This window comes from Propioniciclava soli, assembly GCF_014858005.1.
GTDB classification, from domain to species: domain Bacteria; phylum Actinomycetota; class Actinomycetes; order Propionibacteriales; family Propionibacteriaceae; genus Propioniciclava; species Propioniciclava soli.
Genome location: NZ_JACYOT010000004.1, coordinates 290,565 through 310,881, shown reverse-complemented (window position 1 = coordinate 310,881; position 20,317 = coordinate 290,565). Strand labels below are relative to the sequence as shown.

Below are 20,317 nucleotides of genomic sequence, written 5' to 3'. Positions count from 1 at the left end.
TCAGCCCTCCACGGCGCCGAGCCGCTCGGCGAGGTCGGCCGCCTGCAGGGCATCGATGACGGCCTGCAGGTCGCCGGCCAGCACTTGGTCGAGGTTGTAGGCCTTGTAGCCGACGCGGTGGTCGGCGATGCGGTTCTCGCCGAAGTTGTAGGTGCGGATGCGCTCGCTGCGATCCACCGTGCGCACCTGAGAGCGGCGGCTCGCGGACGCCTCCGCAGCCGCCTGCTCCTCGGCGTGGGCCACCAGCCGGGCGCGCAGGATGCGCAGCGCCGAGGCCTTGTTCTGCAACTGGGAGCGCTCGTTCTGGCACGTCACGACCACGCCCGTGGGTAGATGGGTGATCCGCACCGCGGAGTCGGTCGTGTTGACGCCCTGCCCGCCCTTGCCGGAGCTGCGGTACACGTCGATGCGCAGGTCGTCGGGGTCGATCGCGACCTCGGTGTCGTCCTCCAGGTCGGGCATCACGAGGACGCCGGCGGCCGAGGTGTGCACGCGGCCCTGGGTCTCGGTGACGGGAACCCGTTGCACGCGGTGGACGCCGCCCTCGAACTTCAGCACGCCGTAGGGGCGCGGCCCCGCCCCCGAGCCGGTTGCCTTCACCACCAGGGTGAGCGACTTGTAGCCGCCCAGGTCGGTCTCGACGGCGTCGAGCACCTCGACCTTCCACCCCTGTTGCTCGGCGTAGCGGGCATACATGCGGAACAGGTCGCCGGCGAAGAGCGCCGACTCCTCACCGCCCTCGCCCGACTTGATCTCGAGCAGGGCATCGGCGCTGTCGTGCGGGTCGCGGGGGGCCAACAGGGCGGCCAGCCGTTCGGTGACACCGTCGAGGGCAGTCGCCAGCGAGGCTGCCTCGTCGGCGAACGCGGCGTCTTCGGCGGCCAGCTCCCGGGCCGCCGCCAGGTCGGCGGTCACCTGCTCGTGCTCGGCCAGGGCCGAGACGATGGGCGTGAGCTCGGCGTAACGACGCCCCGCGCGGCGCGCCACCGCCAGGTCGGCGTGGGTCGCGGGGTCGGCGAGCTGGCTCTCCAGGGCCGCGTACTCCTCACGCAGCCCGGCCGCAGCCTCGAACATGACCCCTCCTGTGTGTCGCTCGGCTCCCGATGGCGTGCGCCCGGTCGCGCAAAGCGCCGGGGGTGGGGATGCTCCCCCACCACCCGGCGCCCAGACGACGGCTTACTTCTTGTTGCCGTAGCGCTTCTCGAAGCGGGCCACGCGGCCGCCCGTGTCGAGGATCTTCTGCTTGCCCGTGTAGAAGGGGTGGCAGGCGGAGCACACCTCGGCGCGGATGGTGCCGTCGCCCTTGGTGCTGTGCGTGGTGAAGGTGTTGCCGCAGGTGCACGTGACCTGCGTCTCGACGTACTCGGGGTGGATACCCTGCTTCATGATTTCTCCTGGTGTCTCGTGCGGCCCGGGTCGCCTCAGTCGAGCTGGGCCCTGCGGAGAGCCGCGGCGTGAACCGGAACCGACCTCCCATTGTGCCGCACGCCGCGGCATTACCCAAACGCGCCGCTCACAGCTGCGGCATGCGGCGCAGGACGGTCAGGGGACGCGGCGCGGCGGTCAGATCCGCGACGCCCTCGGCGTGCTCGGGCGCGCCCACCGCGTCCGCCCCAGCCCCGAGCACCTCATCCAGCTCCGCGGCGAGGCGGCGCCCCGATCGCGCCAACCGGTAGCTGGGCGGATCACCGGGGTCCAGGTCGGCCATGGCGGCCCGTCCCGCCCCCCAGGACGTGAGCCAGCGCGGCAGCGTCCCCAGCAGCGCCCGGTAGCGCACCCAGCGGTGGTTGTCCCACCCCGTCGTACCCCCCGCGTAGTGGGGCTCGGTGAACATAACCACCAGCCCGTCGGCCGCCGCCTCCCCCCGCGCGGCGAGGGAGGCGATGGCGGCGTCCGGCATGTGCAGATTGAGGCCGCCCTCCGCCGGGGTCTGCAGCACCCGCACGATGCGATCCCGCAGCCCGGGCGTCCCGAGCTGGCTCGCATCGGGCCACTCCCGCGACGTGGCGAACGCCGCGGCGAAGAAGGCCGTCAGCCCGGCCCAGCCGGCGGCGGGGATGGGGCGGTGGCTCGGCAGCAGCGGCCGGTTGTCGGTGGCGTACTCGATGTTCGCCGACTCGTCGGCGTCGGGCTCCCGCCCGGGCAGGAACGTGCCCAGGTGCACGGCGAAGGTCGGCCGGGTGGGCAGCGCCTCGTCGAACAGGTGGACGGGAAAGTTGCTGGTGAAGCCGCCGTCGGTGAACCACAGCTCGCAGAACTCCGGCGCCGGGCCGACGGCACCGCGCCGGAACGCGGCCACCGCCTCGGTGGTGACAGCCGATCGGCGGTCGACCGTCCACAGCGGCACGGCGGAGACCAGCAGGGGGAAGCTGACGCTGAGCCGCACCGAGACGACGACGGGCAGGTGGGCCGGATCCGGCAACCGGCGCAGCGGACGCGGCCGCGCGGCGGCCGCCGCGTCCTCGAAGGCCCAGGCGTCGTGGCGGTCGGCCGCCGCGGGGCGCGCGGGCGGCGCGGCATCGAGGGCGGCCATGACGTCGGGGCCGAACAACCGCTGCCAGGCGGCCGGCTCGTAGAAGAAGGCGCGCGACTCCCACGGCATCTCGTAGGGGCGCCCCTGGCTCAGGCAGGTGCTGACGGTGCGCAGATCGACCTCGCGCTGCCCCGGCGGCCGGAAGGCGGCCTCGTCCGAGCCCGTCCACAGGTGGCCGTGGAGCAACGGCCCCCGCCCCGTCCGGCCGGCCAGGGCGTCCAGGCGTTCGGCGAACCAGTCGGTGAAACCGGGCCCGTCGTGGGCAGCCTCGCTGCGCCCCGTGCACACCCCGAAGAGGTTGGCCGGCACCGCGCGCCCCAGCGTCGCCGCTGCGCCGACACCCACGACGACCACGACACCCGCCACGAGCACCACGCTCGCCAGCGCGGCCGTGCCCACCGTCGCCCAGCCGGTGGTGGCAGCCAGCGCCAACCACCAGCCGAGCAGGCCGGGAACGGCACCGAGGACGGCGTGCAGGGGCCACCCGGCCAGCAGGGCCAGCGACGCGCTCCCCCACCGCGCCAGACCGGACGTGCGGCGTCCGTCGCGGCCGTGCCCGCTCAGGGCGAGCAGCACCGGCAGCAGCGGGCGCGTGGCGGGCTGTGGCTGGAACAGGTCGGCCAGGCGCCCGCCGGCCAGCGTGTCGGGCAGCGCAGCGAGCCCGGCGAAGCCGCTGCCGGGAGCCCCGCAGGCGCGGCCATGTTCGGCCGCGGCGGCGAGGGCCGCCGCGATGCCGCCCGCCGACGAGCCACCCAAGCAGCGCAGCCGGTAGGTCTGGGCGAACCGGGCGAGCGCGCGGGGGTAGACGACGCCGGAGGTGACGCCGCCCTGCATGATGACGTCGCACTCGCGATCGGGGGCGGCCGGGCTGTCGGGGTCCATGCCGGCGATCCTGTCACGGGGCCCCGACAAAACCCGCCCGGACGCCAGCGCGCCCGCCCCCGGAGGATCGGGAGCGGGCGCGCTCAACCGGCGCGGCGGGCGCCAGGTCGCTTCACTCGGCGCTGGGCGTCGTGCGGCTGATGACGTGGAGGAACTCGAGGTTCGTCTGGGTCTTCTTGAGCCGGTTGATGAGCATTTCGAGGGCCGCCTGGTCCTCCAGCCCACTCAACACGCGGCGGAGCTTCCACATGATCGCGAGTTCCTCGCGGGTGAGCAGCTGCTCCTCCCGCCGCGTGCCGGAGGCGACCGCGTCGATGGCGGGGAAGATGCGCTTGTCGGCCATCTCGCGCCGCAGGCGCAGCTCCATGTTGCCCGTGCCCTTGAACTCCTCGAAGATCACGTCGTCCATCTTGGAGCCGGTCTCGACCAGCGCCGTGGCCAGGATCGTCAGCGACCCGCCGTTCTCCACGTTGCGCGCCGCGCCGAAGAAGCGCTTCGGCGGGTAGAGCGCGGCCGAGTCGACACCGCCGGACAGGATGCGGCCGGACGCCGGGGCGGCCAGGTTGTAGGCACGCGAGAGGCGGGTGATGCCGTCCAGCAGGATCACCACGTCGCGGCCGCTCTCCACGAGGCGCTTCGCGCGCTCGATCGCCAGTTCGGCGACGGTGGTGTGGTCGTCGGCCGGCCGGTCGAACGTCGACGCGATGACCTCGCCCTGCACCGAGCGCTGGAAGTCGGTGACCTCTTCGGGGCGCTCGTCCACGAGCACCACCATGAGGTGCACCTCGGGATTGTTCTGCGCGATGGCGTTGGCGATGGACTGCATCACCATCGTCTTGCCGGCCTTCGGCGGGCTGACGATCAGGCCACGCTGGCCCTTGCCGATGGGGGCCACCAGGTCGATGATGCGGCCGGTCATGTTGGTGGGCGTCGTCTCCAGCCGGAGGCGTTCCTGGGGGTAGAGCGGGGTCAGCTTGTTGAACTCGGGCCGGTCCTTGCCCGACATGGGGTCACCGGCGTTGACCGTGTCGATGCGCACCAGCGGGCTGAACTTCTGCCGCTCCCCCTCGCGCTGGGCGCGCATGGCACCGGTCACGATGTCGCCCTTGCGCAGGCCGTGCTTGCGCACCATCGACAACGACACGTACGCGTCGTTGGGGCCGGGCAGGTAGCCCGAGGTGCGCACGAAGGCGTAGCTGTCCAGCACGTCGAGGATGCCGGAGACGGTCACGAGGACGTCGTCGTCGGTGACGGTCGGGTCGGATTCCATCCGGTCGAACTGCCCCGCGCTGCCGCCCCGGCCGGTGCGCCGGTTGTTGTTGCGGTCGCGGTTGCGGCGCCGACGGTTGCGGCGGCTGTTGCCCCCGAGGTCATCGTCACGCCCGTAGTCGTCGTTCGCCCCCGCGTCGGACGCGGTCGCCTCCGTCCGCGCCTCACGGCTCTCGCGGTTGTTCTCGCCGCGGCCGCCCTCGGAGCGGTTCGCATCCGACCGGGCGTTGTCGGAGCGGTTGTTCTCCGAGCGGTTGTTCTCCGCGCGATTGCTGTCGGATCGGCCGTTCTCGGACCGCCCGTTTTCGGTTCGGGCGTTGTCGGAGCGCCCCCCACCGTCCCGGCCGCTCTCCCGGCCGCCGTCACGCTGCGCGTCGTCGCGCTGGTTGCCCTCACGCTGACCACCGTCGCGGTTGCGGCGTCCGCCCTTCTCCAGGGCGGCCAGGCGGGACGCGACGTCGTCGCCGGCACCGTCGGCGGGGGCGTCCCCACCCTCGGAGCGGGAACCGAGCCGGTCGAGGCCTGCCAGGCGGGAGGCGAGGTCATCGGTGGAGCGGTCGTCGGCGCCGGATCCGGGGGCACCCTGCTCGCGGCGGGCTCGGCGGCGGCCCGACGGCGCGTCCTCACGCTCGGCGACGGCCACGGTGCCGGCGGAGGTGGCCTGTTCGCGCGAGCCGTCGTTGTCGCGGGCACCGCCCCCCTGGGCGGAGCGGATCGCGGAGACGAGCTCGGCCTTGCGCATCCCGCTGGCGCCGCGCAGGCCCAGCGATGCGGCGACCTTCTTCAGGTCGGGCAGGAGCATCGAGTCGATGTTGGTCACGAAAGTCCTTTCGGGCACCGGCGTGGCCGGGCGAGGTGGAGGGGTTCCACCCGGGGGTAGTGGATCAGATCTTCGGCCGCGTCGTCAGGGCCGGCCGGGCCCGATCTGTGGGGCACCGCGCTCGTGCGCTCGCCCCGATGCTAGCACGGGCCTCCGCAGCGCCGTCGAATCACCCCGGCGCGCCCGAACGGCGAGCACACCGCACCACCCGATGAAGACCAACCCCAGCACCACCCCGAGGTTCACCACCACCTGCTCCCCGACCGAGTACGCCAACTCGGCACCGTCGCCCCCCGGGAGCCGGTGGAACGGCGCGTTGCACACCCACAAGGCGTAACCGAGGCCGAAGACGCGCAGGCCCGCGTTCAGCCCGGCATCGGTGAGCAATAGCGCGGCCAGCGGCACGATCCACACGTAGTGGTGCGACCAGCTGATCGGGCTGGCCAGCAGACTGGTGAGCCCTGCGACCAGGATCCCCAGCCGCTCCTCGGACGCCTTGTGCAGCAGCACGGCGATCGCGATCCCCAGCACCGCCACCACGGCGCTGACCACGAGCCCGCCGCGGCTGAGCTCACCGAAGAGCCGAGCCCACACCCCCATCACCGACTGGTTCGTCTTGAACAGGATCCCGCTGTTGATGCCCGAATCCCCGGCCAACAACCCACCCCAGTAGTGGAGTGAGCCGGCCGGCATGAGCGCCACCCCCAGCGCGGTCGCGCCCACGAAGGTGGCGAACGCCACCAGACCGGGGCGGCGGCGTCCGGCGAAGAACTGGTAGGCCGCCACGGTCGCCGGGGTCAGCTTCACCGCGGTGGCCACGCCCACCCAGAATCCCTCGGGCAGGAGACGGCGCCGGAAGACGCGGGGGCCGGGCATGACGTCGAGCACGGCGGCCGCCACGAGCAGACCGCCCAGCTGGCCGAAACCGAGGGTTTCGCCGACCGGCTCGGCCAGGAGCACCGCTGCCGTCGTGGCGAGCGAGAGCGGCCAGCCGCTGAGGCCCATGCGGTACAGGATCGCCATGAGGAGCACCACGGTCAGGGTGATCCACACCACCTGCGCCGCCGCCAGCGGCAGGAGCGTCAAGGGGACGGCGAAGAAGGCGGCGAACGGCGGGTAGATCCAGGGCAGCCCCTCGGCGTCGTAGATGTCCGTGCCCGCGAGGACGCCCTCGCCGGCGCGGCGGTAGACGTCGAGATCGATCATCCCCGGCGCCCACGGGAAGGCGGACCCCCCGGCGATGGTCGTCGCCCCCACCCACAGCCCTGCCACGAGCGGGGGCAGCAGCAGAATGACAGCCGCGCCCCACGCGCGCCGGGTCAGGCCCGCCTCACCCGACACGCCTGGCCGCCTCGTCGAAGGCCGCGCGCAGAGCGGCGTAGTCCCGCGCCACGGGGTACTGCGGGAACTCGGCCACGACATTGTCCGGCGGGCTGAAGAGGATCCCCGCCTCCGCCTGGGCCAGCATGCCCGTGTCGTTGTAGGAGTCCCCGGTGGCCACCACCGTCAGGTTCAGCGACTGCAGCGCGGCCACCGCCTTCGTCTTCTGGTCGCGCTGCCGCAGGCGGTAGCCCACGATGCGGTCGTCGGCCACGTCGAGGTCGTGGCACAACAGCGTGGGGTGCCCCAGCTGCGCCATGAGCGGCATGCCGAACGGGTAGAAGGTGTCGGACAGGATCACGACCTGGAACCGCGCGCGGAGCCAGTCGAGGAAGTCCGCCGCCCCGGGCAGCGGCCCCATGCCGGCAATCACGGTCTGGATCTGGCTCAGCGTGACGCCGTGGGCATCCAGCGTGCGCAGGCGGTGCCCCATGAGCTCGTCGTAGTCGGCGATGTCGCGCGTGGTCAGGCGCAGCGCGTCGATGCCGGTCGCCTCGGCGACGTTGATCCAGATTTCCGGGACGAGGACCCCTTCGAGATCCAAACAGGCCACCAGCACGGTTCACTCCCCCTCGACGCGCAACACGCGGATGCGTCCGGAGACGTCATCGGACGCCTCGAGCTCGGCCACGACGGCGCCCAGGTCGGCCGTCGACGCCACGTGGGTGGTGATGCTGAGACGCGCGTGCGCCCCGTCACCGGGCAGCGGCACCTGACGCACCTCCTGGATCGAGACGCCGCTGTGGGCCATGGCCGCGGCGACACGGGCCAGCACGCCCGGCTCGTCGCGGACGACGAGCGCCAGGTGGTGGCGGGAACGGACGCGTCCGGGGTCGGTGATGCCGGGGGTGCTGTAGGCGGACTCCCCCGGCCCGGCGACACCGCGGACGCGGTTGCGCGCGGCGGTCACCACGTCGCCCAGCACCGCCGACGCGGTCGGCGATCCACCGGCACCGGGCCCCATGAACATGAGCTGACCGGCATTGATCGACTCGACGAAGACGGCGTTGAAGGCACCCCGGACGCCGGCCAGCGGGTGGGTCGCGGGCACCAGCGTGGGGTGGACGCCCACGGCGATGGTGCCGTCGGCGCTGAGCGTGCAGCGCGCCAACAGCTTGACCACACAGCCGATCTGCTCGGCGGCCTCGATGTCGGCCGCGCCCACCTCGGCGATGCCCTCGCAGTCGACGTCGTCGAGGTGCACGCGGGTGTGGAACGCCAGCGAGGCGAGGATCGCCGCCTTCGCCGCCGCGTCGTGACCCTCGACGTCCGCGGTCGGGTCCGCCTCGGCGTACCCCAACGCCTGCGCGTCGGCGAGCGCGTCGGCGTACTCGGCGCCGGTGGTGTGCATCTGGTCGAGGATGTAGTTGGTGGTGCCGTTCACGATGCCGGTCACGGCCGTCACCGCGTCCCCGACCAGCGACTCACGCAGCGGCCGGATGATGGGGATCGCGCCGGCGACGGCCGCCTCGTAGTAGATGTCGACGCCGGCCCGCTCCGCGGCCTCGAACAGCTCCCCGCCGTGCTGGGCGAGCAGCGCCTTGTTGGCGGTGACCACGGACTTGCCGGCGGCCAGGGCGTCCGTCAGCAGTTCCAGCGTGGGGTGGATGCCGCCCATCAGCTCCACGACCAGGTCGACATCGGGCCGCGCGACCAGCGCTGCGGCGTCCGTGGTGAGCAGCGCCGGGTCGACGCCGGGCCGCTCGCGTACGGTGCGTGTCGCGATGCCCACGAGGTCGAGTGGACGCCCCACGCGGGCGCGGAGATCGGCGGCCTGCTCCACGAGGATGCGCGCCACCTGGGAGCCGACAGTGCCGCACCCGAGCAGCGCAACCCTCACCGGAGCGCCCGGAGAACTCATCATGTTCGGTCTGGTTCCTTCGTCACAGTGGTCAGTCCTGCAGGCCGGCGTCGAGGGCCAGCAGGTCGTCCAGGGTCTCGCGGCGGACGAGCGGTGTGATCCTACCGTCCCGCACCGCGACGACGCCCGGGCGCGGGGTGTGGTTGTAGTTGGACGCCATCGAGCGGCTGTAGGCACCCGAGGCCGGCACCGCGAGCACATCACCGGGCGCGACGTCGGCGGGCAGGAACACGTTGCGGACGAGGATGTCGCCCCCTTCGCAGTGCAGCCCCACCACCCGGGAGAGCACGGGGGCGGCGTCCGACGTGCGGTTGGCGAGCACCGCCGAGTACTCCGCGGCGTAGAGCGCGGGGCGGATGTTGTCGCTCATGCCGCCGTCCACGCTCACGTAGCGGCGGGTCTGGCCCCCGCCGACCTCCACGGACTTCGTCGTCCCCACGGTGTAGAGCGCCGTGCCGGCCGGCCCGCTGATCGCGCGGCCGGGCTCGATGGAGAGGTGGGGCCGCTCCAGCCCGAAGGCGCGGCACTCGTGCTCGACGATGTCGGTGAGGTTGGTGGCGAGGTCGTGCACCGTCGCAGGCGTGTCGTCGATCGTGTAGGCGATGCCGAAGCCGCCGCCGAGATCGAGCTCGGCCAGCATGAGGCCGGTGGCCTCACGCACCTGGGCCATCAGGCGCAGGGTGCGACGGGCGGCGACCTCGAACCCGTTGGTGTCGAAGATCTGGCTGCCGATGTGGCTGTGGATGCCCCGCAGGTCGATGTGCGGGCTGTGGAAGCACCGGACGAGCGCCACCAGCGCCTGCCCACCCGTGATCGAGAAGCCGAACTTCTGGTCCTCGTGGGCGGTGGCGATGTACTCGTGCGTGTGGGCCTCGACGCCCGTGGTGACCCGCACCAGCACCTGGGCGTGCACGCCCAGCTCACCGGCCAGGCGTTCGAGGCGCCCGATCTCGTCGGAGGAGTCCACGATGATGCGGCCCACCCCCGAGGAGAGCGCGAGCCGGAGCACCTCCTCGGACTTGTTGTTGCCGTGCAGGCCGATGCGCTCGGCCGGGAAGCCGGCGCGCAGGGCGACGGTGAGCTCCCCAAGGCTGCTGACGTCGAGGTTCAGGCCCTCCTGCTCCACCCAGCGGGCGACGGACGCGCACAGGAAGGACTTGGCGGCGTAGTAGACGCCCCACCCCGCGAACGCCGACGCCCACGTGAGCGCGCGGCCACGGAAGTCGAGTTCGTCGATGACGTAGACCGGCGAGCCGCACTGCGCGAGGATCTCGGCTGCCGCGAGGCCACCGATCCGCACCTGCCCGTCCTCCTGACGTGCGGTCGTGGAACTCCACAGGCCATCCGCGAGCACGTTGGCGTCGGTCGGCTTCACCAGCCACACCGGCGCGGCGGACGTGGCGTCGGCGTGGATCGAGCCGGCGACGTGCATGTGGGTCATGGCCGTCCACTCTGCCAGACACGCCGGGCCCCTCGTGACGCACGTCGCCCGGCGGACGCCCCGGGCCGGCCCGTTCCCGCCCGCCCCCACCGCAGTGCTAGTCTGGCCCACGGCCCGCTCGCGCGAGCAGCCGGCCCCCATAGCTCAGGGGATAGAGCACCGCCCTCCGGAGGCGGGAGCGTAGGTTCGAATCCTACTGGGGGCGCCATCGGCGCATGCTGGGGTCAGCCCTGGCTGGCGCGGGCGTAGCGGGTCGCCACCTCGGCCACGTTGGCGACGTAGGCATCGGAGCGGTTGTAGGTGAGAATCGCGCGGCGCCAGGACTCCGAGGTCGTCAGATCCCCGCTCGCGCAGAGGTAGCGCGCCGCGGCGAGCGCCGCGTCGTCGATGTTCTGCGGGTCGGCCACACCGTCGCCGTTCGCGTCCGCACCCCACCGTGCCCACGTCGCGGGAATGAACTGCATCGGGCCCACGGCCCGGTCGAGCGCCGCGTCACCGTCGAGCCGCCCGCCGTCGCTGTCGGGGATGTGGGCCACACCCCCGCCGTCGAGCGCCACGCCGACGATGGGGGGACGCACGACGCCGTCACCCCCCAGGACGGAGCCTCCGAAGGAGCCGTGCCGGGACTCGATGAAGCCGATACCGGCCAGCGTGTTCCACCCGAGCGAGCAGTTCGGCCGCTCGTTGGCGACCGTGAGGTCGGCCGTCCCGTAGGCGTCCAGGGCCCGCGCGGGGATGCCGGTGGCCGCCGCCGTGGCGAGGAGCCACCCCTCGTCCACGAGCAGCACCGGCCCCGACGTGGCCACGGGTTGGGTCGGTGCGCCCGTCGAGGCCGGGCCGCCGGGCAGGGGGGCACCGGTCGCCGCGCTGGTGGGCGTCCCGACGGTGCCTCCGGGCGCCACCGGGGTGCCGGGGGTGGATCCGGGAACGGGGGCGCCGCCGTCACCGGCCTCGCCATCTGACGCCTCGGAATTCCCCGCCGACTCCTCCCCCTCGCCCGCGGCGGCAGGTTGCGGCTCGTCGGGCAGCGGTGGCCGCTCGGGTGGCGGCGGCGCAGGCGTGGCCGACGAGGGAGTTGGCGACGGTGCGGGCGTGGCCAGGTCGGTGGGGCCGGGCGCCTGCAGGGCGAGCGCACCCCCCAGCAGCACCACGAGCGCCACCACGCCGACCACCACGCCCCCGCGCTGGGCCGCGGCGCGCCGCCGGGTCGACCGCGCGGCACGGGGGGGCTGCGCCTCGGCTCGTCGAGCGTGGGGGTGCATGGGCCCGACACTACCGCGGCGCGTCCCTCGCACCGGATCGGCGCTGGGCGGCTGGGCCGGGTCGGTTGGGGCGGGTCGATTGGGGCGGGTCGGTTGGCGCGCGCGGCTGGGCCGGGTCGGTTGGGGCGGGGGCGTCTGCCTCGCTAAGCTGCTCGGGAAGGAAAGCGCATCCGCGGTGCGTGCCATCCGACTCACGACACGGAAGAAGGCGAAAGTGGCGACGGCGCCCGGCGAGAGCCCACGAGACGACCTGTCCGAATTCGGTGCCAACGACTGGCTGATCGAGGAGATGGAGGCGCAGTACCGCACCGACCCCGACTCGGTCGACGAGGCGTGGCGCACCTTCTTCGAAGGGCGCGCCGGCGACGGCCCGGACGCCCCGGAGACCACCGACGACGCCACCCCTGTGGGCACGGACGAGCGCCCGTCCCCGGCCGGCGCGACCCCCGATGCCGCACCCGAGGCCCAGGCAGAGGCCGGGGCCCCGGGCGAGCAGGAGACCGCAGAGGAGGAGACCGCGGCCGAGGAGGAGGAGCCGAGCACCGACACCACCGACCCGGATCTCGCCGTGGCCACGCAGGCCGCCACCGGCGAGGGGGATCCCCCGGCCGAGAGCGAGGGCGAGGAGGCACGCAAGCCCGCCCCGTCCGGCCGGCAGCGCCCCGCACCGGCGAGCTCGCCCGCCTCCCCCGCGCCAGCCCCGGTGGCACTTCCGCGGGTCGCTCCCCCGGAGGGCCAGGACTCCGACTTCGTGCAGCACCTGGGCACCGCCCCGTCCGCGCCGCCCTCCACCCCGCAGCCCACCCCGCGAGCGGAGCCGTCCGCGGGGCCGCGCAACCCCGGCTCGGGCGGCAAGCTCTCGGCCAACCGGCCGTCCCCGACCGGCCCCGTCGGGGAGGACACCGAGCCCACGCGCACGGTGCTCAAGGGCGCTCCCATGCGTACGGCACGCAACATGGAGGCCTCACTCGCGGTTCCCACGGCGACGAGCGTCCGCAACATTCCGATGAAGCTGGTGATCGACCAGCGCGACATCATCAACAAGCACCTCGCCCGCACCACCGGCGGCAAGATCTCGTTCACCCACCTCATCGGGTACGCGATGGTGAAGGCCGTCGCGATGGTGCCGGAGATGAACAACGGCTACCTCGAGGTCGACGGCAAGCCGACGCTCATCACCAACCACCAGGTCAACCTCGGCCTCGCCATCGACCTGCCGAAGCCGGACGGCACGCGCCAGCTGCTGGTGCCGAACATCAAAGGCGCCGACCGGCTGAAGTTCCGGGAGTTCTGGCACGCCTACGAGGCACTGGTGCGGCGCGCCCGCGCCGGTGAGCTCACGGTCGACGACTTCGCGGGCACCACCGCATCGCTCACCAACCCCGGTGGCATCGGCACCAGCCACTCGGTGCCGCGCCTCATGGCCGGCCAGGGGCTGATCCTCGGCGTGGGCTCGATCGACTACCCGCCCGAGTTCCAGGCGGCGTCCGACCAGCGCATCCTCGAACTCGGTGTGTCCAAGATCACCACCTTGACGTCGACCTACGACCACCGCGTGATCCAGGGCGCGACGTCGGGCGAGTTCCTCAAGGTGATGCACGAGCTCCTGATCGGTGAGCACGGCTTCTACGACGACGTGTACCTCAGCCTCCGCGTCCCCTACGTGCCGCTGCGCTGGGCGTCGGACGACTCCGCCCACCGGCCCTACGAGGTGAGCAAGGGTGCCCGCGTCCTGCAATTCATCAGCGCCTACCGCGCCTGGGGTCACCTCATGGCCGACATCGACCCCCTGGAGTACCAGCAGCGCTGGCACCCCGACCTCGACCTGGACGCCCACGGCCTGAGCATCTGGGATCTCGACCGCGACTTCCCCGTCGGTTCGTTCGGGGGCCACTCGAAGGAGACGATGCGGCTGCGCGACGTGCTCTACACCCTGCGGGGAAGCTACTGCGGCCACGTCGGCGTCGAGTACATGCACATCCAGGAGGCCGAGAAGCGCCGGTGGCTGGAGGCCTACTTCGAGTCGCCGTTCGTGCGCTGGGATCGCGACGAGCACCTGCGGATCCTGGACAAGCTGAACGAGGCGGAGATCTTCGAGACGTTCCTGCAGACCAAGTTCGTCGGTCAGAAGCGGTTCAGCCTCGAGGGGGCCGAGTCCACGATCGTGCTGCTCGACGAGATTTGCGACATGGCCGCCAACTCCGGCCTCGACGAGGTCGCCATCGGCATGCCCCACCGTGGCCGCCTCAACGTGCTCGCGAACATCGTCGGCAAGAGCTACGGGCAGATCTTCCGCGAGTTCGACGGCCGCGTCGACATGACCCAGACCATGGGCACGGGCGACGTGAAGTACCACCTGGGCGCTGAGGGCCAGTTCACCTCGCTGGCCGGCAACACGATCCGCACCTCCGTGGCCGCCAACCCGAGCCACCTGGAGGCCGTCAACCCCGTGGTGGAGGGCATCGCGCGGGCGAAGCTGGACGCGAGCAAGGAGCCCGGCCGCTTCGGTGTCCTGCCCGTGCTGCTCCACGGCGACGCGTCCTTCGCCGGGCAGGGCGTGGTCTACGAGACGTTGCAGATGAGCCAGCTGCGCGGCTACACCACGGGCGGCACCATCCACATCGTGGTGAACAACCAGGTCGGCTTCACCACCGCGCCCAGCGAGTCGCGCACGTCGGTGTACTCCACCGATGTGGCCAAGGCGGTCGGCATCCCGGTCTTCCACGTCAACGGCGACGACCCCGAGGCCGTCGCCCGCATCGGACGCCTCGCGTTCGACTACCGCGAGAAGTTCCACTCCGACGTGGTGATCGACCTGGTGGCCTACCGCCGCCGCGGCCACAACGAGGGCGACGACCCGAGCTTCACCCAGCCGAACATGTACGACCTGATCGAGCAGAAGCGCAGCGTCCGCAAGATCTACACCGAGTCGCTGATCGGGCGCGGCGACATCTCGACCGAGGACGCCGAGGCGGTGATGGCGAAGTTCCGGGCCCGCCTGGAGGGCGTCTTCACCGAGGCACGGCAGGCCGAGGAGGACGACGAGGCCTACGCGCGGGTGCCGTTCTACCCCGCGAAGCTCGGCAAGAGCCAGGGAACCGCGGTGGACCACGCGGTGCTCGAGCGGGTCGCCCGGGCCCAGGTCACGTTCCCCGAGGGGTTCACCGTGCACCCGAAGGTGCTGCCGCAGATGCAACGGCGGGCCGAGGCGATCGTGGACGGTCCCATCGACTGGGCGACCGCCGAGCTGCTGGCGTTCGGCTCGCTCCTCCTGGAGGGCCGCACGGTGCGCCTCACCGGTCAGGACAGTCGCCGCGGCACATTCAGCCAGCGGTTCGCGGCGATCATCGACCGCAACACCAACGAGGAGTTCATCCCGCTCAAGTACCTCTCGACCGACCAGGGCCAGTTCCACGTGTTCGACTCGCTGCTCAGCGAGTACGCCGTCCTGGGCTTCGAGTACGGCTACTCCATCGCCTCCCCGCAGGCGCTGGTGTTGTGGGAGGCCCAGTTCGGCGACTTCGCCAACGGCGCCCAGACCATCACCGACGAGTTCATCAGCTCCGGCAACGCGAAGTGGACCCAGAAGTCCGGCGTCGTGCTGTTGCTGCCGCACGGGTACGAGGGCCAGGGCCCGGACCACTCCTCGGCGCGCATCGAGCGGTGGCTGCAACTGTGCGCCGAGAACGCCCTCGCGGTGTGTCAGCCGTCGACGCCGGCGTCCTACTTCCACCTGCTGCGGACGCACACGTACGTGAACTGGCACCGCCCACTGGTGATCCTGACCCCGAAGTCGATGCTGCGCCACAAGCGGGCCGTGTCGATGCCGGAGGACTTCACCGGTGGGTCCTGGCAGCCCGCCATCGCGGACGCGTCCATCACCGATCCGGCGGGGGTGCGCACCGTGCTGCTGTGCTCGGGGAAGATCAGGTGGGATCTGGAGGCCGAGCGGGAGCGGCGTGGGCTGGAGGGTGCGGTGGCGATCGTCCCCGTGGAGCGCCTCTACCCGCTCGCGACCGACAGCCTCGCCGCGGAGTTCGACCGATTCCGCCACGTCGACGACGTGCGATGGGTGCAGGACGAGCCGGAGAACCAGGGCGCCTGGCCGTTCCTGTGCCTCAACCTCCCCGGGCCGGTGAACGAGGCCGTGGGCGAGGGGTACGAGCTGCGCATGCGTCCGGTCGCGCGTCCCGCGTCGTCCTCCCCGTCCGTCGGCATGGCGTCGGTGCACAAGGCCCAGGAGGCCGACCTGCTCGACCGGGCCTTTGAGGGGCTGTAGATGTATTTCACCGATCGGGGCATCGAAGAGCTCGAGTCGCGCCGCGGGGCCGAGGAGGTCACGCTCGGCTGGCTGGCCGAGGAGTTGCGCACCTTCGTCGACCTGCACCCCGATGACGAGGACGCCGTGGAGCGGCTCGCCACGTGGCTGGCCCGAGGGGATGATGACGATGAGTGAGCCGATGACCGGTGAGGGAGCGCTCGGTGTCGCGCCGGGCCGGGTCAACCTGATCGGCGAGCACACCGACTACAACGACGGATTCGTGCTGCCGATCGCGCTGGGCGCGCGCGCCCGCGTCCGGGCCGTGCCCCGCCGCGACGACACGGTGGTCGTGTCGTCGACGCAGCTCGGGGAGACGGTGCAGCTGACCGACCTCTCCCCCACCCCCGGCCAGTGGTGGGGCTACGTGGCCGGCGTCGTCTGGGTGCTGCGGCAACGCGGCCACGCCACCGGGGGCGTCGAGCTGCACCTCGACAGCCGCGTGCCGCTCGGCGGCGGTCTGTCCAGTTCGGCCGCCATCGAGGCCGCCTCCGCGTTGGCCCTCGACGCGCTGTGGGGGTTGGGCCTGGACGCCGACGCGCTGGCCGAGGTCGCCCAGGCCACGGAGAACGACTTCCTCGGCATCCCCACCGGCCCGATGGACCAGCGGGCGTCCCTGTGGTGCACCGCCGGCCATGCGCTGCTGCTCGACTGCCGCACCCTGCGCGGCACGCAGGTGCCTTTCGCGCTCCCCGATGACCTGACCCTCGCCCTGGTCGACACCCACAGCCCGCACGTGCTGGCCGACGGCGCCTACGGCGAGCGACGCGCGGCCTGCGCCCGAGCCGCCGAGCGGCTGGGGGTGACCGCGCTGCGCGACATCGACGACCTCGACGCGGCGCTGGGCCGCTTGGACGACGACGTGCTCGTGCGGCGCACCCGCCACGTCGTGGGTGAGAACGCCCGCGTGTGGGACGCGGTGGCGGCCCTGGAGGCTGCTGACTGGCCCCGCTTCGGGGCGCTGATGACGGCCTCGCACGCCTCGATGCGCGACGACTACGAGATCACCGTGCCGACGGTGGACCAGGCCGTCGACTCCGCGTTGGCCAGCGGCGCTCTGGGCGCCCGCATGACCGGGGGTGGGTTCGGCGGCACGGTGCTGGCGTTGGTGCCGACCGGGGCCATGGCCGACTTCACCCGGCGCGTGGCCGACGACTACGCCGCACGCGGCTTCGACGCCCCCAGCGTCAGCACGAGCGTCGCCGAGGCCGGCGGTCTGGAACTCCGGGACGCCGCCGACGCCTGAGCCTCACCGGTTCCTCGGCCGGCTGCCCCGCCTCCGCTCCACCAGGGGCGTCACCGCCGGCCACAGCGCACCCACGACGGCGGCGAGACCCGCGGCCGCCCCCAGGACGGCCCAGGGCTGCACGAGCGTCGACTGGCCGAACGCGAGCAGGTGCAACAACCCGGCCGCGACCACGGGGCCCCGCGACCACCATGCCCGGCGCAGCCAGGCGATCCCCAGACCCACCACGACCGCGCCCCACACCGCGAGGCCCACGGCCACGTGACCGCTGAACTCGCCGTGGCCACTGGTCAGGGCGAGCAGCGCCAGCACGACGAAGAAGACGCCGAGCGCCAACGTCGCCCCACCGGCGACGAGGGCGCTGGCGGGGCGGCGGGCGGGGCCGGGGTCGGGGGGCGTCGTCGATGCGGGTGTCGTCATGGCGGGCCCACTCTAGCCGGGGGAAATCGGGGCCGCAGACCGGGCAATACGCCGCTGCCCCTTGTTTTCGGTGCCCGATCTTGGCAGCCTTGACAGGCGCACCGCTCCCCGCCCCGGGTGCGCAGATTGTTTTTCATCATCCGCACTCAAGGAGTGGTATCACCATGGACTGGCGCCATCGCGCGGCATGCCTGACCGAGGATCCCGAGCTGTTCTTCCCGGTCGGGAACACCGGCCCGGCGATCATGCAGATCGCCGAGGCCAAGAAGGTGTGCGCCCGCTGTGACGTGCGCGCTGAGTGCCTCGCCTGGGCCCTGGAGGCGGGTCAGGACCACGGAGTGTGGGGAGGACTGTCGGAGGACGAGCGTCGCGCCATGAAGCGTCGCAACGCCCGAGCCCGCGTCCGCGGCTGACCTGCCCGCCGGGGCGCGTCTCAGAAGCCGCCGCGTCCCCCGGGCCCCCCGGGGCCGCGGCCGCCGCCGTGCGGGCCGCCCCGCGGGGGCCGCTGACCCAGGAACCCCCCGAACCCGTTGCCCTGCCCGAACCCGTTGCCCTGCCCGAACCCGTTGCCCTGCCCAAACCCGTTGCCCTGCCCAAACCCGCTGCCTCGCCCGAATCCGTACCCGGAGCCAACACCACCAGGCCCCCAGCCGCCACCCGTCATGGTGCGCCGCCGCCCGAGTCCGAGCAGCCTGCTGAGCAGACCCGGCCGGCCGCCCAGACCGTCGCCCCCGGTGAGAGCGCTGAAGATGCCGGCTCCGATGAAGCCACCGGCGACGGACGTCAGCAGCGTGCCGCCCGCGGTCTGCTGGGCACCGAACAGACGCTGGAGCACCCCGGGTTGCTGCATCTCCAGGCGGGTCGCCGAGCGCGCGAGGCCGGACGCCGACGTGTCGGTGGGGGTGGCCCCCGCGCGACCCAGGGCCGCGAGCACCGTCTGCCGCTCGGCCGGCGTCATGGCGGCGAAGGCCTCGGTGTGGGCCTGCTCGATCTCGTCCGGGGACGCCGTGCGAAGCAGGTACTGGTAGCGCGCCACGGGGTCCTGGGCGCCGTACGCGGGTGCGTTCATCGTGATTCCCTTCGATCGGTCACCACTCCAGCATCGGGCTCCGACCTCGACGGCACCCCGGTGGTCGCTGTGCGCTTCCTGTGGGTGTTTCGCCCACGGCACCACGGCACCACGGCAGCACGGCGCCGGGCCCCGGGGCGGGCGGTCAGCTCAACGGCAGGGTGATCCGCGCCAACGTTCCGGCGGTGTCGGGCAGCGCGCTGAGCTCGAAGGTCCCCGACAGATCCTTGACGAGCGCCGTCACGATCGACAACCCCAGGCTGTGCGACGACGCCAGGTCGAACCCGTCGGGCAGCGGCAGGCCGTCGTTGGTCACGTCCACCACCAACATCTCGCCGCTGCGCCGTGGCTGCACCACGACATGCCCGGCGGATTCCCGGACGCCGTGCTCCAGGGCGTTCTGCAGCACCTCGGTCAGCACCAGCGACAGGTGCGTGGCGACATCCGCGGGCACCAGGCCGAACGACCCCCGGCGCTCCATGGCCACGGCGACGCCCGTGTTCGCGACGTCGCGCACCATCGCCATCAGCCGGTCCGCGACGTCGTCGAACCGCACCGAGGCGTCGAACCCCTGCGAGAGGATCTCGTGGACCACGGCGATCGCGGAGACGCGCTTCTGGGCGTCCGACAGGGCCCCGATGGCTTCGGCGGACGACGTGCGGCGCGTCTGCAGCCTCAGGAGGGCGGCGACGGTCTGCAGGTTGTTCTTCACCCGGTGGTGGATCTCGCGGATCGTGGCGTCCTTGGTGACGAGCTGCCGCTCGCGCGTCCGCAGGTCCGTCGTGTCGCGGCACAGGACGAGCCAGCCGTGGGGGGCGTCGTGGACGCACAGCGGCATGCTGCGCAGACGCACGATGCCGGCGCGCGTCTCCACCTCGGTCTCCCGCGCGCGGCGCGCTCCGAGCAATGGCCCCGTCACCTCTTCGACCGGTTCACGCCGCGACGCCATGAGGGCGGTCAGCATGCCGGTGAAGTTCTCGCCCAGGACGTCACCCGCCCAGCCCAGACGTCGGAAGGCGCTCACGGCATTCGGGCTGGCGAACGTCACGGTCCCGTCCTCCGAGACGCGGAAGGCGCCGTCGCCCACGCGCGGGCTGCTGAAGGGAACCGGGGCGTGCCCCACCACCGGGAACTCGGCGCGGTGCACCATGGCCAGCAGCAGACCGGCCACCTCGAGGTAGGTGTCCTCCAGGGCGCCCGGCGCGCGGACGCCCATGCGGTTCGTGTGGAGTTCGACAATGCCGATGCAGCGGCCCTCCCGCAGGACCGGCACCGCGTGCACGTCGACCGGGATGCCGGCGTGCAGCTTGATGCCGCTCGTCATCGCGATCTCCCGGCTGAGGTAGGCCTCGGTGACGAGATGTTCGGGGTCGTAGGCGATCTCCTCGCCGACCACATCGTCCTCCAGGGCCGTGGGGCCGGTGGTGGGCCGACACTGGGCGGCCGCCCAGAACACGTTGTCGTCGACGTCGGGCACCCAGAGGATGAGGTCGGAGAACGACAGGTCGGCCAACATGTCCCACTGGTCGGTGAGCCCCACGAGCCAGCCGGTGTCGTCGTCGGACAACGCACAGTGCTGGGCCACGACGTCCGTGAGGCTGAGCATGCGCGCCATGATAGGACGTCCGCCTGGTGCCGCCCGCACCGCGCCACGTCGATTTCGCGAGCCCGGACGGGCATGACACAATGGCTCCTTGCGCCGTTCGGCGCGATCGACGTGAGGAGGCCCACATGGGTAAGGGTGGCCGCAAGCGCAAGGCCCGCAAGAAGAACGCAGCCAACCACGGCAAGCGTCCCAACTCCTGAGGCGACAGCC

Annotated in this window: 17 protein-coding genes and 1 tRNA gene; 6 read left to right on the top strand and 12 right to left on the bottom strand. The window is 72.4% G+C overall.

Annotated elements, in window-relative coordinates; genetic code table 11:
• The 8 genes from prfA to lysA form a co-directional block, all read right to left on the bottom strand.
• Nucleotides 1-1,074 (bottom strand): peptide chain release factor 1, encoded by a 1,074-nt coding sequence (gene prfA / locus IFY26_RS04180; protein ID WP_232547734.1) that lies wholly within the window; start codon nt 1,072-1,074, stop codon nt 1-3.
• A gap of 102 nt (nt 1,075-1,176) precedes the next feature.
• Nucleotides 1,177-1,386 carry a 50S ribosomal protein L31 gene (gene rpmE / locus IFY26_RS04175; RefSeq protein ID WP_232547733.1) on the bottom strand — a complete coding sequence of 70 codons (210 nt, stop codon included), beginning with the start codon at nt 1,384-1,386 and terminating at the stop codon, nt 1,177-1,179.
• A 127-nt stretch (nt 1,387-1,513) separates the two neighbouring features.
• A complete protein-coding gene (locus tag IFY26_RS04170; RefSeq protein WP_232547732.1) occupies nt 1,514-3,415 on the bottom strand; it encodes a patatin-like phospholipase family protein in 1,902 nt (633 codons plus the stop codon).
• Nucleotides 3,416-3,527: 112 nt separating this feature from the next.
• Nucleotides 3,528-5,504 (bottom strand): transcription termination factor Rho, encoded by a 1,977-nt coding sequence (gene rho, locus IFY26_RS04165; protein WP_332836143.1) that lies wholly within the window; start codon nt 5,502-5,504, stop codon nt 3,528-3,530.
• Nucleotides 5,505-5,588: 84 nt separating this feature from the next.
• On the bottom strand, nt 5,589-6,845 hold the full coding sequence (locus IFY26_RS04160) for a glycosyltransferase 87 family protein (RefSeq protein ID WP_232547731.1): 1,257 nt from the start codon (nt 6,843-6,845) through the stop codon (nt 5,589-5,591).
• Entirely contained in the window at nt 6,835-7,443 is a 609-nt protein-coding gene (gene thrH / locus IFY26_RS04155; RefSeq protein WP_232547730.1) for a bifunctional phosphoserine phosphatase/homoserine phosphotransferase ThrH, read from the bottom strand. The genes IFY26_RS04160 and thrH overlap by 11 nt, the downstream gene beginning before the upstream one ends.
• 3 nt (nt 7,444-7,446) lie before the next feature.
• Nucleotides 7,447-8,745, bottom strand: a complete 1,299-nt coding sequence (locus tag IFY26_RS04150; protein ID WP_269779116.1) for a homoserine dehydrogenase — start codon at nt 8,743-8,745, stop codon at nt 7,447-7,449.
• Between the two features lie 31 nt (nt 8,746-8,776).
• The gene (gene lysA / locus IFY26_RS04145; protein ID WP_232547729.1) at nt 8,777-10,186 is read right to left on the bottom strand and encodes a diaminopimelate decarboxylase; all 1,410 of its coding nucleotides are present in this window, start codon (nt 10,184-10,186) and stop codon (nt 8,777-8,779) included.
• A 133-nt stretch (nt 10,187-10,319) separates the two neighbouring features.
• Between lysA and IFY26_RS04140 the strand changes: the two genes are divergently transcribed.
• Nucleotides 10,320-10,394, top strand: a tRNA-Arg gene (locus tag IFY26_RS04140).
• Nucleotides 10,395-10,410: 16 nt separating this feature from the next.
• On the opposite strand, the gene IFY26_RS04135 is transcribed toward IFY26_RS04140, so the two are convergent.
• Nucleotides 10,411-11,448 (bottom strand): lytic transglycosylase domain-containing protein, encoded by a 1,038-nt coding sequence (locus IFY26_RS04135; RefSeq protein ID WP_232547728.1) that lies wholly within the window; start codon nt 11,446-11,448, stop codon nt 10,411-10,413.
• Nucleotides 11,449-11,662: 214 nt separating this feature from the next.
• Here IFY26_RS04135 and IFY26_RS04130 point away from each other — a divergent pair, with 214 nt between their 5' ends.
• Genes IFY26_RS04130 through galK form a run of 3 tightly spaced genes read left to right on the top strand, consistent with a single transcriptional unit; the run spans nt 11,663 to nt 17,012 of the window.
• On the top strand, nt 11,663-15,727 hold the full coding sequence (locus tag IFY26_RS04130) for a multifunctional oxoglutarate decarboxylase/oxoglutarate dehydrogenase thiamine pyrophosphate-binding subunit/dihydrolipoyllysine-residue succinyltransferase subunit (RefSeq protein WP_232547727.1): 4,065 nt from the start codon (nt 11,663-11,665) through the stop codon (nt 15,725-15,727).
• The gene (locus tag IFY26_RS04125; protein ID WP_232547726.1) at nt 15,728-15,904 is read left to right on the top strand and encodes a DUF6104 family protein; all 177 of its coding nucleotides are present in this window, start codon (nt 15,728-15,730) and stop codon (nt 15,902-15,904) included.
• Nucleotides 15,897-17,012, top strand: a complete 1,116-nt coding sequence (gene galK, locus IFY26_RS04120) for a galactokinase (protein ID WP_232547725.1) — start codon at nt 15,897-15,899, stop codon at nt 17,010-17,012. Before IFY26_RS04125 ends, galK begins: the two co-directional genes overlap by 8 nt.
• Before the next feature lie 3 nt (nt 17,013-17,015).
• Here galK and IFY26_RS04115 read toward each other — a convergent pair whose 3' ends face one another.
• Entirely contained in the window at nt 17,016-17,432 is a 417-nt protein-coding gene (locus tag IFY26_RS04115) for a hypothetical protein (RefSeq protein ID WP_232547724.1), read from the bottom strand.
• Between the two features lie 164 nt (nt 17,433-17,596).
• Here IFY26_RS04115 and IFY26_RS04110 point away from each other — a divergent pair, with 164 nt between their 5' ends.
• Entirely contained in the window at nt 17,597-17,845 is a 249-nt protein-coding gene (locus tag IFY26_RS04110; RefSeq protein WP_232547723.1) for a WhiB family transcriptional regulator, read from the top strand.
• A 20-nt stretch (nt 17,846-17,865) separates the two neighbouring features.
• On the opposite strand, the gene IFY26_RS04105 is transcribed toward IFY26_RS04110, so the two are convergent.
• Nucleotides 17,866-18,501 (bottom strand): hypothetical protein, encoded by a 636-nt coding sequence (locus IFY26_RS04105; RefSeq protein WP_232547722.1) that lies wholly within the window; start codon nt 18,499-18,501, stop codon nt 17,866-17,868.
• A 145-nt stretch (nt 18,502-18,646) separates the two neighbouring features.
• Nucleotides 18,647-20,107, bottom strand: a complete 1,461-nt coding sequence (locus IFY26_RS04100) for a sensor histidine kinase (protein WP_232547721.1) — start codon at nt 20,105-20,107, stop codon at nt 18,647-18,649.
• A gap of 125 nt (nt 20,108-20,232) precedes the next feature.
• Here IFY26_RS04100 and IFY26_RS18365 point away from each other — a divergent pair, with 125 nt between their 5' ends.
• Nucleotides 20,233-20,307 carry a 50S ribosomal protein bL37 gene (locus IFY26_RS18365; RefSeq protein WP_416046553.1) on the top strand — a complete coding sequence of 25 codons (75 nt, stop codon included), beginning with the start codon at nt 20,233-20,235 and terminating at the stop codon, nt 20,305-20,307.
• The last annotated feature ends 10 nt before the right edge of the window (nt 20,308-20,317 follow it).

Bases quoted from the DNA above. Each gene is read 5' to 3' on its own strand.
- IFY26_RS04170 (WP_232547732.1), bottom strand. From the start codon at position 3,415: ATGGACCCCGACAGCCCGGCCGCCCCCGATCGCGAGTGCGACGTCATC.
- rpmE (WP_232547733.1), bottom strand. From the start codon at position 1,386: ATGAAGCAGGGTATCCACCCCGAGTACGTCGAGACGCAGGTCACGTGC.
- IFY26_RS04100 (WP_232547721.1), bottom strand. From the start codon at position 20,107: ATGCTCAGCCTCACGGACGTCGTGGCCCAGCACTGTGCGTTGTCCGAC.
- prfA (WP_232547734.1), bottom strand. From the start codon at position 1,074: ATGTTCGAGGCTGCGGCCGGGCTGCGTGAGGAGTACGCGGCCCTGGAG.
- lysA (WP_232547729.1), bottom strand. From the start codon at position 10,186: ATGACCCACATGCACGTCGCCGGCTCGATCCACGCCGACGCCACGTCC.
- IFY26_RS04125 (WP_232547726.1), top strand. From the start codon at position 15,728: ATGTATTTCACCGATCGGGGCATCGAAGAGCTCGAGTCGCGCCGCGGG.
- IFY26_RS04150 (WP_269779116.1), bottom strand. From the start codon at position 8,745: ATGAGTTCTCCGGGCGCTCCGGTGAGGGTTGCGCTGCTCGGGTGCGGC.
- IFY26_RS04115 (WP_232547724.1), bottom strand. From the start codon at position 17,432: ATGACGACACCCGCATCGACGACGCCCCCCGACCCCGGCCCCGCCCGC.
- IFY26_RS04110 (WP_232547723.1), top strand. From the start codon at position 17,597: ATGGACTGGCGCCATCGCGCGGCATGCCTGACCGAGGATCCCGAGCTG.
- IFY26_RS04105 (WP_232547722.1), bottom strand. From the start codon at position 18,501: ATGAACGCACCCGCGTACGGCGCCCAGGACCCCGTGGCGCGCTACCAG.
- galK (WP_232547725.1), top strand. From the start codon at position 15,897: ATGAGTGAGCCGATGACCGGTGAGGGAGCGCTCGGTGTCGCGCCGGGC.
- IFY26_RS04135 (WP_232547728.1), bottom strand. From the start codon at position 11,448: ATGCACCCCCACGCTCGACGAGCCGAGGCGCAGCCCCCCCGTGCCGCG.